We start from the raw sequence: 16,637 nt of genomic DNA on the forward strand, positions 1-16,637 counted from the left end.
GGCGGTGGCAGGCTGCCCCCGTGGCGATGCGGATCAGCATGTTCGGGTACCTGGGCGACGGCGGGGGCCGCTCCGTCGTCGACGCCTACGTCGAGGAGCTCGCGCAGCTGCGCGTGGAGGGTTTCCGCCGGTACTGGACGGCCCAGCTGCCCTCCGAGCCGGACCTGCTCACCGTCCTCGCCGTGGCCTTGCGCGAGGTGCCCGGGATCGAGGTCGGCACCGGGGTGCTGCCGATCCAGCCGCAGCACCCGATGGCGCTCGCCCAGCGCGCGCTCACCGTCAACCTGATCGGCGAGGGCCGGCTGACACTCGGGCTCGGGCTCAGCCACCGACCCGTCGTCGAGGGGGTGTGGGGGCTGCCGTTCGACCGCCCGGTCCGGCGGCTGGCCGAGTACCTCGACGGCCTCCTCCCGCTGTTGGTGGGGGAGAAGGCCGCGGCCGAGGGCGAGCTCGTCACGACGCGGGGCACGTTGCGGGTCCCGGGTGCCCCGGCGCCGGACGTGTACGTCGCCGCACTCGGCCCACAGATGCTGCGGCTCGCCGGGCGCCGCACCGCCGGCACCGTCACGTGGATGACGGGCCCCCGCACCCTCGCCGAGCACGTCGTCCCGACGATCCGCGGCGCGGCCGAGGAGGCCGGCCGCACCGTGCGGGTGGTCGCCTCGCTGCCGGTCGCGGTGACGGACGACGTCGACGGAACCCGCGCCGAGGCCGCCCGCCAGTTCGCGGTGTACGGACGGCTGCCCTCCTACCGCGCGATGCTGGACCGGGAGGGGTACGCGGGGCCGGCGGACGCCGCGATCGTCGGCGGGGAGCAGGAGGTCGCCGAGCGCCTCGGCGAGCTGCGCGAGGCCGGGGTGGACGAGTACGTGGCGCTGCCCTTCTCGCCCGATCCGGAGGAGCGGGCCCGCACCCGCTCCCTGCTGCGGGAGCAGGACGAGGGCTGACCGGCCGCCACCGGACCGCGGCGGCGGCCCGCCTACTTCAGGTGGGTCGCCAGGAAGGCGGTGGTGTGGCCCCACGCCTCGGCGGCCGCGGTCGCGTCGTACAGCGAGGGTGCGTCCCAGTTGGAGAAGGCGTGCCCGGCGTCGTAGTGCCGGACCTGCACGTGCGGCCGCCCCGCCACCTCCGCCTCGACCTTCGCGATCTGTTCGGCCGGGATGTAGGGGTCGCGGTCGCCGTAGTGGAACAGCACCGGGCACTCGAGGTCCGCGGCACGGTCGAGCATCTCGTGGATGCCCGAGCCGTAGTAGGGGACGGCGGCGTCGATGCCGGCGCCGTCGACCCGGGCGGTGGTGGCGCAGAGCCAGGTGAGGGTGCCGCCGAGGCAGAAGCCGAGGGCGCCGACCCTGCCGGTGCACTCGGGCAGCGTCCGCAGGTGGGCGAGGGCGGCGGTGATGTCGCCGCCCGCGGCGGCGAGGTCGAACCGCTGCACCATGCCCATGCACTCGGTCAGGGCGGACTCGTCCTTGCGCTCGAAGCGGCGCTCCAGCCGCCAGAACATGTCCGGCGCCAGGGCCACGTACCCCTCGGCGGCGAGCCGCTCGCAGATCCCCCGGATGTTGTCGTTGATCCCGAAGATCTCCTGGAACACGAGCACGCCGGGGCCGCGCCCGCCCTCCGGGAGGGCCAGGTAGGCGTCGAACTCCCCGCCGCCGGGGGCGGGAACGCGCTCGTAGCGGGTCATGGAACTCCTCCTCGTCACCGGCGCCGGGCCCACCGATCCTGGCACGCCGGGCCCGGTGGCCCCGGGGTACCGGACCGGTGACACGCGAGCGGCGACCGCGTGAGGACTACCCCTGCGCCCTGCGGGTACGCGACCTTCGCCCTTAGGCTTACCTGCAGAAGCCCGGCCCCCCGACCCCACGAGGTGACCCGCTTGAGCGTCGAGGCCCCCGACCTCCCCGTGCCCGACCCCACTCCCCGGGAGAACCCGCGGGGCCCGAAGCCGATGATCGGCGAGTACCGCAGCACCTGGCAGCAGAGCCTGGTCTGGGCCTTCGTGGTGCTCCCGGTGCTCGCCCTGCTGGCGACGGTCCCGGTGGCGTGGGGCTGGGGCCTGGGCTGGTGGGACGTCGCGATCGCGGCGGTGTTCTACACCGTCGGCATCCTGGGCGTGACCGTCGGCTACCACCGGCACTTCACCCACCGCTCGTTCAAGGCGCGTCCGTGGCTTCGGGTGGTCCTGGCGATCACCGGCTCCATGGCGATCCAGGGCTCCGTGCTGGCGTGGGTGGCCGACCACCGCCGCCACCACGCCTACTCCGACAAGGAGGGCGACCCGCACTCGCCGTGGCGCTACGGCACGTCGCCCTGGGCCGTCGCCCGCGGATTCGTCTGGGCGCACGTCGGCTGGATCTTCGACCGGCGCAAGACGAACTGGGAGCGGTTCATCCCGGACCTGCTCGCCGACAAGGTGCTGCGCCGCGTGAGCGGTCTGTTCGGGCTCTGGGTGCTGGTGAGCCTGGGGCTCCCCGCGCTGCTCGGCGGCCTGCTGACCTGGTCCTGGGCCGGCGCGCTGACCGGCTTCTTCTGGGGCGGCCTGGTGCGCATGGGGCTCTGCATGCACGTGACCTGGTCGATCAACTCGATCTGCCACATGATCGGCGCGCGTCCCTTCCGCTCGCGCGACCGCTCCCGCAACTTCTGGCCGCTGGCGATCCTGTCCATGGGCGAGAGCTGGCACAACCTGCACCACGCGGACCCGACGTGCGCGCGGCACGGCGTGCTGAAAGGGCAGATCGACATCTCCGCCCGGGTGATCTGGCTCTTCGAGCGGCTCGGCTGGGCGCACGACGTCCGCTGGCCGACGACCCGCCGCCTCACGCAGATGAAGCAGGCCTGACGCCTCACCCGCGGTGGCAGCGGCGCCGCGGGCCGCTGCGCCCGGTGCGCCGCAGGCGCATGACCTGGCGCCAGAACACGAGGGTGCGGACGAGGGGATCGGCGTCCTCGATCCCCCGGTGTCCGGTCCTGATCTCCTCGATCAGGCGGTCGTCGGCGGCGACGGGATCCTCGGGAGCCGGACGCCGTGCCGGTACCGGGACGACGGCCCCGGGGTCGTCGTTGATCGCGTCCATGCCTGCACATCGCCCCGGCGTCGGCGAACGTGTCCGCCCGGCCGGGTGATCATCGGCACGTTTCGGGCCGGCACGCCGACCGGGCTGCTCCCGCGCGGGGCCGGCGGCCGTAGACCCGGTCGGCCAGTGCCGCCTTCCGCTCCCGAAGCGCGGCCAGCACCGGGGGCGGGAAGCCGCCCGGCTGCGGCCGCTCCGGGGCGGTGTCGAGGTCGGTGACCAGCTCCCAGCCGCTGCCGAGCGCGGTCAGCGAGCGGTGCTTGGTGGGGTAGTAGTCGCCGTCGAGGCTCACCGCGAGCCCGCCCGCGCCCACCGCGGCCGCGACGAGGTGCGGGTGGAAGCGGGTGGAGATCCACGTCTGGTCCGGCGCGACCGGCAGCCCGTCCCGCCACACCCGGTCGAACGGTACGAACCGCGTGCCGGGCAGCTCGTGCTCCAGCAGTGCGTACACGATGCGGTCCTGCCCCGGGATCCCCTCGACGACGGCGACCTCCTTCGGGTCGACCGCCCACCGCCGCAGCGTCCCCAGCACGAAGCTCGCCAGCGCCTCGGCGGGCCGGTCGCTGAGGTCGGACTGCAGGCAGAGCACGACCCGCGGCGGGTCGGCGACGGCGGGGACGGCGGCCGCCGGCAGGAAGGCGTCGTCGAGCCCCAGGGTGTCCGGCCGGTCCAGCAGTGCGGCCGACGCCTCGTCGCGCACCTCCACCAGGGCGAACCGCTCCAGGAGGGACCGGATCAGCGGCCCGGTCCCGGTGGCCTCCGGGGTGAGGCCCTGGCCGGTCGCGACGGCCCGTCCGCCCGAGTGCCCGACGGCGGCGACCGCGGCGGCGAGCACCCCGGCGTGCCGCGGCCAGATGCCGTTGACGTACCCGCCGCCGACCACGTGCACCACGTCCGCCCGGCGCAGCAGGTCGACACCGGCCACCCAGCGGGGCGCGAGGCCGGGGTCGGCGACCGCGCTGCGCACCCACGCCGCGACCTCCCACGCCCCGCCCTCCGGCGCGGCGTGGCACAGCCGCCACACCGTGTCCGTGAAGCGGGCGCGCGGGTGCAGCCCGTCGAGCAGCGTCGCCGCCGTGCCGGGGGAGGGGCAGTCCAGCCAGACGTCCGCGTCCGGAACCGTGTGCGCGAGGTGGCGCAGCCAGCCCGCGGCGATCAGCTCGTCGCCGTAGTTCGGGAACCCCGCGGTCCCGACGAGGTGGTACAGGGGCCGCCGGTCGTCCGCCACGGGCCCGAGTATCCCGGCGGGACCTGCCCACCCACCGGGTGACCCGGGGGCCCGTCCGTCGGCATCCTCCGGTTCCCCGGCTCCGGATCAGTAGTGGGTGACCCCCGGCTGCCCGCCGCCCGCGGCGACGGCGTCGCCGTTGATCGCGACGCTGCGCGGCGAGGCGAGGAAGACGACGACGTCGGCGACCTCCTCGGCGGTGATCATCCGACCGACCGTGGTCGTCCGGCCGAGGGCGCGCGCGGCCTCCTCCTCCGACGTGCCGTCGGCGGCCGCCTTCGCGGCGACCATGTCCGGGGTGCGCTCGGTGACGGTGATCCCGGGGTGCACCACGGTGACGTTGACGCCCTGTGGGCCCAGCTCGTCGGCGAGCGCGGCGGTCATGGCCGAGACGGCGACGTTGCGCACCGAACCGACCAGCGAGGAGGAGCTGCGCGCGTTCAGCCCGCTGATGTTGACGATCCGGCCCCAGCCCTGGGCGGTCATCAGCGGCGCGACGGCCCGGGCGCAGCGCAGGTAGCCCAGCACCTTGGTCTCGAACTGCTCGCGCACGACCTCGTCGTCGGTCTCCGACGCGCTCGCCTGCGCACCCGGGGTGGCGGGCCGGGCCGCCGCGTTCACGAGGACGTCGACGCCGCCCAGCTCCCCCGCGGCCGCCTCGACCATGGCCCGCACGGACGCGTCGTCGGTGGTGTCGGCGACGAGGGGCACGATCCGGGTCCCGTGCGCCGCGAGCCGGGTGGCGGCCGCGACGAGCGCCTCCGTGCCGCGCGAGACGATCGCGACGTCGCAGCCCTCGACGGCCAGCGCCGACGCCACCGCGAACCCGATGCCGCGGCTCCCGCCGGTCACGATCGCGCGCTTCCCGCTCAGCCGGAGATCCATGTCCCCACTCCACACGAGTCCGCGCGCGGCCACCAGCCCCGGCGGTCGGAGCGGTCAGCCCGCGAGCAGCCCCCGGACGTACTCGGCCTGCCCGAGGTGCCTGGCGTCGTCGTCGACCACCGAGACGAGCCGCACCCCCCGGGTGACCGGCGGGTCCCAGTCGTCGTCGATCACCTCGTCGAGCTGCTCCGGGGTGAGCCCGGCCAGCAGGCCGACGGTCCGCTCGGCGACGGCGGCGTGGTAGCCGGCCAGCAGGTCCGCGCCGGCCCGCACCGCGGCGACCTGGTCCGGGCCGTGTCCGTAGCCGGTGTCGGAGGGCTCGAGGTCGAGCCCGAACCGCTGCTGCCACCCGTCGGCGAGCCAGACCTGCTCGGTGCCGAACGCGTCGGCGAGGTGGTCGTCCTGCACCCGGGTCAGGTGCCACACGAGCCACGCGATCGAGTTGCCCTCCCCGTCGGGCCGCAGCGCCAGCTGGTCCTCGGTCAGGCCCTCGACCACGGCGGGCACGCCGTCGGAGATGCGGCCGAAGGCGTCGGTGAGCAGCTCGGCAGGGGTCACGGCGTCCTCCTGGGTCGGCCCGGGTTCCGGCTGCCGACGACGCTAGTGCAGTGACCACGATCGTTCACCGGTCCGCACCGGCCCGGGCGCCCCGCGCGGCGCCGCCCCCCGTACGCCCGGTACCGGCGGTGCGGGCGCGAGAACCACGCGGGTCCCGCGATCACCGGCGAACGGTCGTGGTCACCGCGCCGGACGATTCCCGTCCCCCGGCGCGTTCCGGCGATACGCTGCCCCCGTGGCCCGGTTCATCGACGTGCACCCGGACAACCCGCAGCGGCGGGCGATCGGTCAGGCGGTGGAGATCGTCCGCGGCGGCGGCCTGATCGTCTACCCCACCGACTCGGTCTTCGCCCTCGGCTGCCAGCTCGGCAACAAGGAGGGGCTCGACCGGATCCGGGCGATCCGCCGGCTCGACGACCGTCATCACTTCACAGTGGTCTGCCGCGACTTCGCGCAGCTCGGCCAGTTCGTGCAGATCGGCAACGCGGTCTTCCGGGCGATCAAGGCCGCGACGCCGGGGCCGTACACCTTCATCCTCCCGGCGACCAAGGAGGTGCCCCGTCGGCTGCTGCACCCGAAGAAGAAGACGGTCGGCGTGCGCATCCCCGACCACCTGGTCGCCCAGGCCCTGCTCGCCGAGCTCGGCGAGCCGCTGCTCTCCTCGACGCTGCTGCTGCCGGACTCGCCGGAGCCCGACGTCCCGCCGACCCAGGGCTGGGAGATCAAGGAGCGGCTCGACCACGCCGTCGACGCCGTCCTGGACTCGGGGGAGTGCGGCACCGAGCCGACGACCGTCGTCGACCTCTCGGGCCCGGAGCCCGAGATCGTCCGCAAGGGCGCGGGTGATCCCTCCCGGTTCGAGTGACGCGCGGAGCACGATCGCCGGAATCGTCGCCGAATCGAGTCCGACCGGGGCCTGGACGACCGGGCAGGTGTTGACCTAGCCTCTGTGACCGGGCGCACCGCCGCAGCGTCGCGGACGGGGCGCCTGTTCCGTTCTCGGGATCGCCCCGCGGGGGCCGTCCCTGCGCCGATTGGCGGGCCCGGGAGGGATCACTCCCTCCCGTCCGGCGTGTCGGCTTGCCGATCGCCGCCGGTCCACCTCCGGCCGACCGGTCATCGCACGCCCGCCCGACGGGCCGCCGAGCGCCGGGCCGCCGGGTAATGTCCCGTGGACCTACAGACGTCGGGTCGCAGCTCCCCCGGCGGACGCGGGGCCGAGCGCGCCCGCCTGCTTCGGTGGGCGGTCGCGGACGGTCGGCCGGGTCCGTGCGGCGACCCGGCCGGATCGGGGTACGGACCAGCGGAGGACAGCGTGGAGCGAGACGTCTCGTCCGCCTCCTGGCTCGACGAGCCGGGCGGGGGTGCGGGTGGCGCCGACGGCGCCGACGACCGGCCCGACCTGCTGCTCGCCGGGCTCGCGCGGCGCGTCTGCGGTCACGCCGAGCGGCAGCTCGCCGTCGCCGAGCGGCTGGGCCCGGACTCGCCGGAGGGCGCGGAGCTCGCCGCCGGGGCCCGGCGGATGCTGCGGGACGGCGAGAGCGTCCTCAGCCTGGTCGGCGGTCGTCCGGAGCGGCGTGGTCCCGTGCCCACCGGTGTCGGCCGGATCCTCGCGGACACCGCCGCGGGCGCGGAGGACCCGCATCGGGTCTCGGTGCCGCCCGCCCCGTCGGCCTCGCTCGCCGCGGGCAGCGCCGTGGGCGCCGGGCAGGTGCTCGCCGAGCTGCTCGCACACGCCGAGCGCACCGTGCCGCGCAGCAGTCGCATCGAGCTGGTCGGGCGCTGGGCGGGCGACGGCGGCGTGACGGTCGAGCTGCAGGGCGAGGGCGTCGAGCTGCCGTGGCAGGAGGCCGCGGCGCTGGAGAACGAGATCGCCGGCGGCGCCGACGCGGCCATCCCACCGGAGCGGCTCGGGCTGCACCTGGCCGCCCGGCTGGCCCGCCGCTGCGGCGCCCGGCTGGAGCTGCAGGCCCCGTTGGGCGGTCCGGCCACCCCGGGGTTCGGCACGATCGCGCTGGTCCGGTTCCCGCGGGCGCTGGTCGAACCGGCCGCGGGTGTCCGGGTCCCGAGCGAGTCCGCCGCGCCGGCACCGGCCGCCCCGCCGTCGCCCGCGCCCGTCCCGCGCGGACCCCGGGACTCCTCGGAGATCACCTGGGAGCCGGTCCGCGCCGGCTCCGCCCCCACGCCCGCCTCGGTCGACGAGCTGTTCGGCTCCTTCGACGCCGGGCTCGCCCGCTCGGACGAGGACCTGGCCGGGACCCCGATCTTCGCCGCCGTCGCGTCGGCGTGGTTCCGCACGAACGACGACCCGGCCCCGCCGGTCGACGGCTGGTCCCCCGGACACGACCGCAACGAGCACGACCGCAACGGGCACGACCGCAACGGGCACGACCTCAACGGGCACGAGTTCGGCGGCCACGGGACCAACGGGCGCAACGGGCACGCGAACGGCCACCAGGGCATCGGGCAGGGCACCGGCCGGGGCCTGGCGGACAGTTGGCTCGGCTCCGGCGCCGCCGGCGGCGGGGACTGGTCGGGCTCGGGCGACGACGAGTGGCGCGCGGCCGCCGAGCGCGCCGCCCGCGCCGAGACCGAGCTCCCGACCACCGGCAGCGGCCTCCCGCGCCGCCGGCCGGGCCGGCAGATGGTCACGCCGCCGCTGCGCAGCCGTCGGGGTGCGGCGAGTGCCGCCGGGGGCGAGGTGTCCGCCGAGCGGCAGCCGGACCGCGTGCGCAACCGGCTCTCGACCTACCAGCGCGGCCTGGAGGCGGGGCGGCATCGCGCCACCGATCCCGAGGACGAGCCGTCGTACCAGTCGGGCGGGTCGGCCTCGGACGTCGGCACGGACCCGCCCGTGCAGGGCCCCGTGCCCGGGCCGGCGCCGGAGCGCCGCTACGAGGAGTCGCGCGACCCGTGGACCGGCGAGGGCCTGTGGGGCGACGAGCGCTGACGCGGGGCCGGCGCGGCAGGCGCCCGTGAGTTACTCCGCGCACGGCGGTCGGTGTCGCCGCGCGTCGTCCCTCGTCCGCGTGCTGGACGCGAGGAGGGTCGGTGGTGCAGGAGCACCACCGACCCCCGCCGTCAGGAGCCGGAGGTCGGGGCGAGGCCGGCCGCGGTGGTGGGGGCCGTCGACCCCGGGCTCCCGTCGGGTCCCGTCGCCGCGATGGCCGCCGGGCTCGCCGCCGGGCCGTCCGCGGCGGGGTTGCCGTTGGCGCCCATGGCCTGCCAGCTGCCGCCGACGCCCTCGCCCTTGGCGTCGCCCGGGCGGGTGTCACCGCTGTAGCGGTAGAGCGGCCAGCCGTTCAGGGTGAGCTGCTGGGTGCCGTCCGGTCGGCCGACCGTGCCGACCAGGCCGGACGGGATGCCCTGCAGGGCGGGCTGCCCGTCGCCCTGCACCGGCGGCCACTTCGCGGCGCACGCGCCGGTGCAGGTGGAGGCGGAGGGGTCGTTCCGGTCGTCGGCGAACCGGTACACGGTGAAGCCGTCCGTGGTCACGACGGTGCCGACGGCCGTCACCCCGGTGCCGAGGCCGCCGGTCGGGGCGACGGTCGTGCCGTCCGTGCTGCCGGTGGTGCTGCCGGTGCCGCCCGCGGGCAGCGCCGCGCCGGCGTCGACGAAGCCGGACGAGCCGCAGGCGGACAACGCGGTCGCGGCGGCGAGGGCGGCGGCCGCCGCGAGCACGGGGCGGACCCGGGCAGGCCTGAGGGGACGGGGGAGCGTCATCTCGGTCGTTCCTTCATGGTCGTCGCGGGGAGCGAGTCGTGCGGTCCCGCCCGCGGCGGCGGGGGGCGGTGCGCCGGGGGCGGGAACCGCTGCGCCGGACCCTACGAAGCCGGGCGGGTCCCGCGTTGCCACGCTGAGAGACGACCCCGGCACGCGACGCGACCGACGCGCCGAGCGGCTCCCGCCTGCTGCCGATGCGCAGCGGTACTGCTCCGAACGCCGCACCGCGTCCTCAGGGTCGAGGACGGGGGCGACCGCCGCGGCCGCTCACCCGCCCGCCGCACCGTTCTCCGGCCAGGCCAGCAGCCGCAACCCGCTGTCGAACCGCCGCGCCTCGCCGCTCACCGGATCGGTGAACTCGAGGGTGCGGGCGAGCAGCTGCAGCGGGGAGGAGAAGTCGTCGAGCGGCGTCTCGCGCAGGTCGGGGTAGAAGTCGTCGCCGACGATCGGGATGCCGAGCCCGGCCAGGTGCAGCCGGAGCTGGTGGGTGCGGCCGGTGAGCGGCTGCAGCCGGTAGCGGCCGAGCTCGCCGCGCCGATCGAGGAGCTCGACCCGGGTCTCGGCGTTGGGCTCGCCCGGCACCTCGTAGGCCCGGATCACGCCGCGCTCCTTGACGATGCGGCTGCGCACCGTGCACGGGAGCGCGAGGCCCGGCCGGTACGGGGCGATCGCCTCGTAGGTCTTCCGGACCCGCCGGTCCCGGAACATCGTCTGGTACCGGCCGCGCAGCTCGGGGCGCACGACGAACAGCACGAGCCCGGCCGTGACCCGGTCCAGCCGGTGCGCGGGGGAGAGCTGCGGCAGGTCGAGCCGGTGCCGCAGCCGCACCAGCGCGGTCTCCACGACGTGTCGCCCGCGCGGGATGGTGGCCAGGAAGTGCGGCTTGTCGACCACGAGGATGTCCTCGTCGCGGTGCACGATCCCGATCTCGAACGGCACCGGGACCTCCACCGGCAGGTCCCGGTGGAACCAGACGAAGGAGGCGGGGACGAACGGCGCGTCGACCGTCACCGGTCCGTCCGGGCCGACGATCCGCTCCTCGCGCAGCATCTCCTCGATCCGGCCCGGGTCGACCCGCGGCAGCCGCTCGACCAGGTGCTCGCGCATGGTCGGCCAGTGGCCCTCGTCCGGGGTGCGCAGCCGGACCGGGTCGAGCCCGTGCCGCTGGGGGAGCGGGGCCGGGCGGCGTCGTCTCACCGGTCGAGGATACGAAAGGCACCGGCCGGACCCGTGGATCCACGCAGGCCGTGCGGTCCGGAGCGGACGATCGTCCGCGACCGGCTAGCCTGGCGGGACGTGCCCGCGCGCCGCTCCGGCGCGGCCGCGTCCGGAGGGGGAGCGCATCATCCGCAGCAAGGACGCCGACGCGCGCCGGATGACGGCCGGGATCGGCGGGGGGTCCGTCGGCGACGCGGACCGGGTCCCGGGCCCGGTCGCGCCGCCGCCCGCCCCGGCCCCCGACCCCGACCCCGACCCCGACCCCGAATCCAACCGCAGCCTCGCCGACCGGCTGCTCGACGGGGCGGTCTTCGGCGTCCTCGCCCTCGACGACCGCGGCCTGGTCCGGCGGGCCAACGCCACCGCCCGCCGCCTGCTCCCGGGGGTGCGTGAGGCCGAGGTGCTGCCGCGGTCCGTCGCGTCCGGGCTCGCGGGCGGGACCGCGGACGGCCCGGCCGAGCTCGAGCTGGCCGGCCGGGCGCTGCGCGCCCGCCGTCAGGAACTCCCCGACGGCTGGGTCGCCTGGCACGTCGAGGACGTCACCGAGCACCGCCGGCGGCTGGACCACCTGCTCGCCGAGCGCGCCCGCTCGCGCTTCCTCGCCACGGCAAGTCGCCGGCTCGGGCTCTCCCTGCACCCGGGGCGCACCGCCCGGGCCGTCGTGGAGCTGGCGTCGTCGGAGCTGGCGGACCTGGCGGTCGTGGTGCTGCCGGTCCGCGGCGGGGTGTCGCGGTGGTACGCCTGCGACGGCGACCGGGTCGCCCGCAGCGGCCGCACGGACGCCGCCGACATGCCCGCCGAGCTGCGCGACGCCCTGGCCGGGATCGCCACCGGGCCCCGCCCGATGCTCGCCGAGGACCTCGCCGGTCAGCCGTGGGCGGCCGGCGCGCCCGCGGCGGCGGCCCTGCTCTCCCTGCCCGGCAACGGCGTCCCGGCGGGTGCGCTGGTGCTGCTGCGGCACGAGGTGGACCCGGCCGCCGCACCGGGCGTCGACCAGGCCCTCACCGAGGAGTTCGCCCAGCGCTCCGGGCTGGCGCTCGCCGCGGCCTCGCTCTACGCCGCCCAGGCGGGCACCGCGGCGGTGGTCAAGCGGAGCCTGCAGCAGCCGGAGCTGCCGCGGGTGCCCGGGATGGTCTTCGGCGTGGCCTACCGGCCGGCCGAGGAGGGCCTGCTCATCGGCGGTGACTTCTACGACGTGCACGTCGGGCCGGACCGGTCGGCGATGTTCGTGCTCGGGGACGTGTGCGGCAAGGGCGTGCACGCGGCCGTCAGCACGGGGCAGCTGCGCCAGTCCGTCCAGGCCCTGCGCCGCCTCCACCGCGACCCCGTCGGCCTGCTGCAGCTGCTCAACGAGACCATGCTCGAGGCCGCGGACCCCGAGGCCGACCCGGGCTTCGCGACCGTCGTGCTCGGCACGGCCACGCCGCTGGCCGACGGCGGCCTCGAGCTGGAGCTGGCCGGCGGCGGGCACCTGCCCCCGCTCGTCGTGCGCCGCGCCGGGGTCGAGGAGATCGGGATCGGCGGCATGCTGGTCGGCGCGGTGCCGTCCGCCCGGTTCGCCTCGCGCACCGTCCGGCTGGCGCCGGGCGAGGCCTGCGTGCTGTACACGGACGGCGTCAGCGAGGCCCGCGGCGGCGTCGACGGCTGCGAGGTCCTCGGCGAGCAGCGGCTGGCCGGCCTGCTGGCGGGGGCGCACGTGATGCCGGCCCCCGCGATCGCCGAGCGGGTGGAGCAGCACACCAGGCGCTGGCTGGTCTCGCGCGCGCACGACGACATCGCCGTCCTCGTCGTCCAGGCGCCGCACGCCGCCACCGCCGTGAACGAGCGGGTGGAGCCCGCCGCGCACCGCACGGTCGTGGCGGCGCAGCGCACCGGCGTCCTCGGCGCCGCGGTCTACCTGTCCGACCCCGAGGTCCTCACCGGCTACCTGGGTTGGCCGGCCGACCTGCTCGACGCCCGCGGCGTGGGGACGGACGCGGCGCGCGCCGTGCTCGCCGGGTTCCACGCCGGCCTGCACGACTTCCCCTTCGCCCAGGAGTGCCTGCGCCGCGGCGCTGCACGATCGTCCGGCCGTACCCACCCAGGGGGCGGCCACCGTCAGGGAGGCCACGGCATGAGCACCAGGTCCGGTGTGTACGGCGATCCCGCCCGGGGCGGGCCGCTGCGCGTGCACGTGCGCGCCGACGCGGCGCACCTCGTCCTCGTCCTGGTCGGCGACCTGACCTTCGGGACGACGGCGCGCCTGGAGGAGCACGTGCGGGCGGTGGCGGAGGAGACCGGTCCGGACCTGCCGGCGGACCTGGTGGTCGACGTCGAGGGTCTCGACTTCTGCGACTCCGCCGGCCTGGCCGCCCTGATCGGCCTGCAGCGCCGCGCCGCTCGCCGCGGCGGCACCGTCACCCTCGCCGGGGTCGGCGCCACGTTGCGTCGGGTGCTGCGGGTGACCGGTGCGGAGATCCTCTTCACCCTCCGCCCCGCAGAGCCCGGCACCGGAGCGGGGTCGGCGGGACGGGCCGGCTGACGAGCGCTGCGGCGCCGGGACGCCGAGGACCGCCGGGAGCGGGCCGCGGGTTCCGGAGGGGACCGCCCGAGGGAGCGACCGCCACGGCGCAGACCGGTTCGGGAGGCCGGACGTGAGGGAGACCAGCGAGTACACCCCGAGGATCGCGGAGACTGCCCTCGGGCCGGTCGAGTACGCCGTCGTCGGCACCGGCGCACCGGTCGTGGTCGTGCACGGCACACCGGGCGGGATCGACGCCGCCGCCCTGATGGCCCGCATCCTGCCCCGTGACGGGATCGCGGCGATCCTGCTGTCCCGCCCCGGCTACCTGGGCACGCCGCTGGGCGGGAACGCCACCATCGACCGGCAGGCCGACCTGCTCGCCGCGCTCCTGGACCACCTCGGTGTCGACCGCGCCGGGGTCTACACCTGGTCGGGCGGCGGGCCCGCCGGGTACCGGCTCGCCGTGCGGCACCCCCGGCGCGTCACGGCGATCGCCGCGAACGCGGCGTGCCGCCGGGCCTACCGGGCTCCCCCGGAGGACCTGCCCACCCGGCTGATGTTCACCACCGCCCCCGGGCGGTGGCTGCTGCGGGCCCTCGCCGCGCACAGCCCCGAGAGGTACATCGAGGGCGCCCTGGCCGGCGAGGGAGACCTGACCGAGGACCAACTCGCCGCCCGGGTCGCCGAGGTCTTCACCGACCCGGCCAGGCGGCGCTTCGTCCTCGATCTCGGCGAGACCACCTTCCGCGACCGGCACCGCCGCACGGGGTACGGCAACGACCTGGACCAGCTCGCCGCCATCACCTCGCTCGACCTGGAGACGATCACCGCCCCCACCCTCGTCGTGCAGGGCACCGCCGACAGCGACCTCCCGCCCGACGACAGCACCTTCGCCGCCCGGACCATCCCCGGCGCCGAGGTCCTCCTCCTCGACGCCGGCACCCACCTGGCCCTCTACACCCATCCCGACGCCGAAGCGGTCCAGCGGCGGGTGGTCGACCTCCTCCTGCGGGCCGCGGATCGATGAACCCGCCGGCGTCGGCCACGGCCCGGAACTGCGCCGAGCCGGCACCCCGACCCTCGCGGTCCGGCCCGCCCCGTTCGCCGGTTCGGCGGTTCGGTCCGGGCGGCGGCCGTGCGAGCATGCGATCCCGTCTCCCAGCCCCGGAGTCGCCATGACGGACACCCGAGACGTCGCCGAACCGGTCACCGGCTTCCCGCCGCTGAGCAGGCTCGTCGCCGGCCACGCGGAACGGGCTCCCGACCGGACGGCGCTCACCTTCGGCGGCGAGCGGTGGACCTACGCTCAGGTGGGTGCGGCGGCCGATGCGCTCGCCGCCGTGATGGCCGCCGACGCGCTCGCGGGCGAGCGGGTCGCGCTCCTGCTGCCCAACTCCCCCGAGACCGTGCTGGCCTACCTGGCCTGCTTCGCGGCCGGGGCGATCGCCGCCCCGCTCGACGCCCGCCACGCCCCGCCGGAGATCGAACGTGCCCTGCGGCGGTGCCGGCCGTCCTGGCTGGTCGTGCACGCCGAGAGGGTGGACGCCCTCGGACGGGTGGACCCCGCCGTGCTCGACGGCGTGCGGATCCTCGTCGCCGGTGCCGACGAGCGCCACGAGCGGCTCGCCCCGCTGCTCCTCCCGCGCGGGGCGGCCCCACCCGCACCCCCGCCGCCGGACGCGCCCGCGGTGCTGTTCTTCACCTCCGGCTCGGGAGGCACCCCGAAGGGCGTGCTGCACGACCACACCTCGGCCCGGGCCATGCTGACCAGCACGTCGGAGGCGCTCGGTGACGTCGGTCCCGACGACGTCGTGCAGGTCGCGGAGCCGCAGGTGCACGTCAGCGGCTTCATCGCCACGCTGACGGCCCTCGGCGCGGGTGGGACCGTCGCCCTCCTGGGCGGCTTCGACCTGGACGCCTACGTGGCCGGGTTGCAGGCGAACCGGCCGACGCTGATCTGCACCCACATCGACGTGCTCGCGCAGGTGATCCGCGCCCCCGGGGCCCGCCACGAGTGGTTCACCTCGCTGCGCGGCACCTACACCGGGGGTGACACGGTCCCGGCGAGGCTGCAGCGGGAGTTCACGGCCCTGGCCGGGCAGCCGATCTGCGTGGGTTGGGGGATGACGGAGGCGATCTGGCTCACCGTCGTCCGCGAGCCGCACCTGGACCGGGAGGGGTGCATCGGGCGGCCGGTCGGCGGGGCCGAGGTCACGACGGATCCCGACACCGGGGAGCTGCTCGTGCGCGGGCCGATGCGGATGGCCGGGTACTGGGAGGACGCGGAGCTCACCCGCGCGACGACGGTCGACGGCTGGCTGCGGACCGGGGACCTCGGCTCCCGGGACGAGGAGGGCCTCTGGTGGTTCGCCGGGCGCAGCAAGGACGTCATCGTCCGGCGTACCTCGAAGATCACCCCGGGCGAGGTCGAGGCGGCGATCGACGAGCACGACGACGTGTTCGAGTCGGCCGTGATCGCGGCCGACGACCCCGAGGAGGGCCAGGTGCCGGTGGCCTTCGTCGTGCCGCGCGCCGGTCGCAGCCCGACGGCCGAGGAGCTCGTCGCGTTCCTCCGGCCGCGCATCGCCGCCTACAAGATCCCGGCCCGGTTCCACTTCCCGGAGACGCTGCCGCTGACCTCCAGCGGGAAGATCGCCCATCACGCCCTGCACGAGCCCTGACGCGCGTCCACGCGCGTGATCCTGACCCGGGCGGCCCGGACGTGGCGGTTCCGGTGGGCTCGGGGGCGGTGGCCGGTGCCTCACCGGAAGGTGGGGGACGTGCCGTCGCCCCGGCCGAGGTCCGGCACTAGCGTGAGGTGGCCCCAGCGCTCGGCGGAGCGTGGGGCGGGCCAAGATCCCCAGCAGCGAGGAGTTCGGCGTGACCCTCTCGATCGGCGACACCGTCCCGGACGTCACCCTCACCACCGTCCGTGACGGCGCCCCGACGCCGGTGCAGAGCGCGGAGGTCCTGGGCACGGGCACCGTGGTGCTCTTCGGCGTGCCCGGGGCCTTCACCCCGGCCTGCTCGGACCACCACCTGCCCGAGTACGTGCTGCGGGCCGACGAGCTGGGGGACAAGGGCGTCGACACGATCGCCTGCGTCGCCGTCAACGACGCCTTCGTGATGGACGCCTGGGGGAGGTCCCGGGAGGTCGGGGACAAGGTCCTCATGCTCGGCGACGGCAACGGCGACTTCGCGAAGGCGGTCGGTCTCACCCTCGACGGCACCGGCTCCGGCCTGGGCCTGCGCTCCCAGCGTTACGCGGCCGTGCTGAAGGACGGCGTGGTGCAGGGCGTGTGGGTGGAGGAGAAGCCGTCGGACGTGCTGGTCAGCTCGGCGGACGCGGTGCTCAAGGAGCTCTGACCCCTGACCCGTCCGCGACGCCCGGTCGGCGGGTGTCGCGGCCAGGCGTGGCCGTGCTCACGCCCGGGCGACGGTGGAC

The 16,637-nt window shown here is 76.3% G+C and carries 15 protein-coding genes; 8 read left to right on the forward strand and 7 right to left on the reverse strand.

The window, feature by feature from the left end:
* Nucleotides 1-26 precede the first annotated feature (26 nt).
* Complete coding sequence (locus ACL02T_RS01660; protein WP_412829318.1) at nt 27-947, forward strand: TIGR03564 family F420-dependent LLM class oxidoreductase; 921 nt, start codon at nt 27-29, stop codon at nt 945-947.
* 32 nt (nt 948-979) lie between these two features.
* On the opposite strand, the gene ACL02T_RS01665 is transcribed toward ACL02T_RS01660, so the two are convergent.
* A complete protein-coding gene (locus tag ACL02T_RS01665; RefSeq protein WP_412828814.1) occupies nt 980-1,687 on the reverse strand; it encodes a dienelactone hydrolase family protein in 708 nt (235 codons plus the stop codon).
* 264 nt (nt 1,688-1,951) lie between these two features.
* Between ACL02T_RS01665 and ACL02T_RS01670 the strand changes: the two genes are divergently transcribed.
* A complete protein-coding gene (locus ACL02T_RS01670) occupies nt 1,952-2,845 on the forward strand; it encodes an acyl-CoA desaturase (protein ID WP_412829319.1) in 894 nt (297 codons plus the stop codon).
* A gap of 4 nt (nt 2,846-2,849) precedes the next feature.
* Here ACL02T_RS01670 and ACL02T_RS01675 read toward each other — a convergent pair whose 3' ends face one another.
* The 4 genes from ACL02T_RS01675 to ACL02T_RS01690 form a co-directional block, all read right to left on the reverse strand.
* Nucleotides 2,850-3,080, reverse strand: a complete 231-nt coding sequence (locus ACL02T_RS01675) for a hypothetical protein (RefSeq protein ID WP_412828815.1) — start codon at nt 3,078-3,080, stop codon at nt 2,850-2,852.
* Nucleotides 3,081-3,129: 49 nt separating this feature from the next.
* The gene (locus ACL02T_RS01680) at nt 3,130-4,305 is read right to left on the reverse strand and encodes a polysaccharide pyruvyl transferase family protein (RefSeq protein WP_412828816.1); all 1,176 of its coding nucleotides are present in this window, start codon (nt 4,303-4,305) and stop codon (nt 3,130-3,132) included.
* Between the two features lie 87 nt (nt 4,306-4,392).
* A complete protein-coding gene (locus ACL02T_RS01685; protein ID WP_412828817.1) occupies nt 4,393-5,190 on the reverse strand; it encodes an SDR family NAD(P)-dependent oxidoreductase in 798 nt (265 codons plus the stop codon).
* Between the two features lie 54 nt (nt 5,191-5,244).
* Nucleotides 5,245-5,748: a mycothiol transferase gene (locus ACL02T_RS01690; protein ID WP_412828818.1), complete on the reverse strand. Its 504-nt coding sequence runs from the start codon at nt 5,746-5,748 to the stop codon at nt 5,245-5,247.
* Between the two features lie 235 nt (nt 5,749-5,983).
* On the opposite strand from ACL02T_RS01690, the gene ACL02T_RS01695 reads away from it, so the two are divergent.
* A complete protein-coding gene (locus ACL02T_RS01695) occupies nt 5,984-6,613 on the forward strand; it encodes an L-threonylcarbamoyladenylate synthase (RefSeq protein WP_412828819.1) in 630 nt (209 codons plus the stop codon).
* A 450-nt stretch (nt 6,614-7,063) separates the two neighbouring features.
* Nucleotides 7,064-8,698 carry an ATP-binding protein gene (locus ACL02T_RS01700; protein ID WP_412828820.1) on the forward strand — a complete coding sequence of 545 codons (1,635 nt, stop codon included), beginning with the start codon at nt 7,064-7,066 and terminating at the stop codon, nt 8,696-8,698.
* Between the two features lie 131 nt (nt 8,699-8,829).
* On the opposite strand, the gene ACL02T_RS01705 is transcribed toward ACL02T_RS01700, so the two are convergent.
* Together ACL02T_RS01705 and ACL02T_RS01710 are read right to left on the reverse strand one after the other, a co-directional pair.
* Nucleotides 8,830-9,471: a COG4315 family predicted lipoprotein gene (locus ACL02T_RS01705; RefSeq protein WP_412828821.1), complete on the reverse strand. Its 642-nt coding sequence runs from the start codon at nt 9,469-9,471 to the stop codon at nt 8,830-8,832.
* Between the two features lie 267 nt (nt 9,472-9,738).
* Complete coding sequence (locus ACL02T_RS01710) at nt 9,739-10,668, reverse strand: RluA family pseudouridine synthase (protein ID WP_412828822.1); 930 nt, start codon at nt 10,666-10,668, stop codon at nt 9,739-9,741.
* A 178-nt stretch (nt 10,669-10,846) separates the two neighbouring features.
* On the opposite strand from ACL02T_RS01710, the gene ACL02T_RS01715 reads away from it, so the two are divergent.
* The 4 genes from ACL02T_RS01715 (at nt 10,847) to ACL02T_RS01730 (ending at nt 16,558) form a co-directional block, all read left to right on the forward strand.
* The gene (locus ACL02T_RS01715; RefSeq protein ID WP_412828823.1) at nt 10,847-13,210 is read left to right on the forward strand and encodes a SpoIIE family protein phosphatase; all 2,364 of its coding nucleotides are present in this window, start codon (nt 10,847-10,849) and stop codon (nt 13,208-13,210) included.
* A 112-nt stretch (nt 13,211-13,322) separates the two neighbouring features.
* Complete coding sequence (locus tag ACL02T_RS01720; protein ID WP_412828824.1) at nt 13,323-14,219, forward strand: alpha/beta fold hydrolase; 897 nt, start codon at nt 13,323-13,325, stop codon at nt 14,217-14,219.
* 148 nt (nt 14,220-14,367) lie between these two features.
* Nucleotides 14,368-15,873, forward strand: a complete 1,506-nt coding sequence (locus ACL02T_RS01725; RefSeq protein WP_412828825.1) for a class I adenylate-forming enzyme family protein — start codon at nt 14,368-14,370, stop codon at nt 15,871-15,873.
* 199 nt (nt 15,874-16,072) lie between these two features.
* Nucleotides 16,073-16,558 (forward strand): peroxiredoxin, encoded by a 486-nt coding sequence (locus ACL02T_RS01730; RefSeq protein WP_412828826.1) that lies wholly within the window; start codon nt 16,073-16,075, stop codon nt 16,556-16,558.
* The last annotated feature ends 79 nt before the right edge of the window (nt 16,559-16,637 follow it).

This window comes from Pseudonocardia oceanicola (assembly GCF_047200735.1).
Lineage (GTDB): Bacteria > Actinomycetota > Actinomycetes > Mycobacteriales > Pseudonocardiaceae > Pseudonocardia.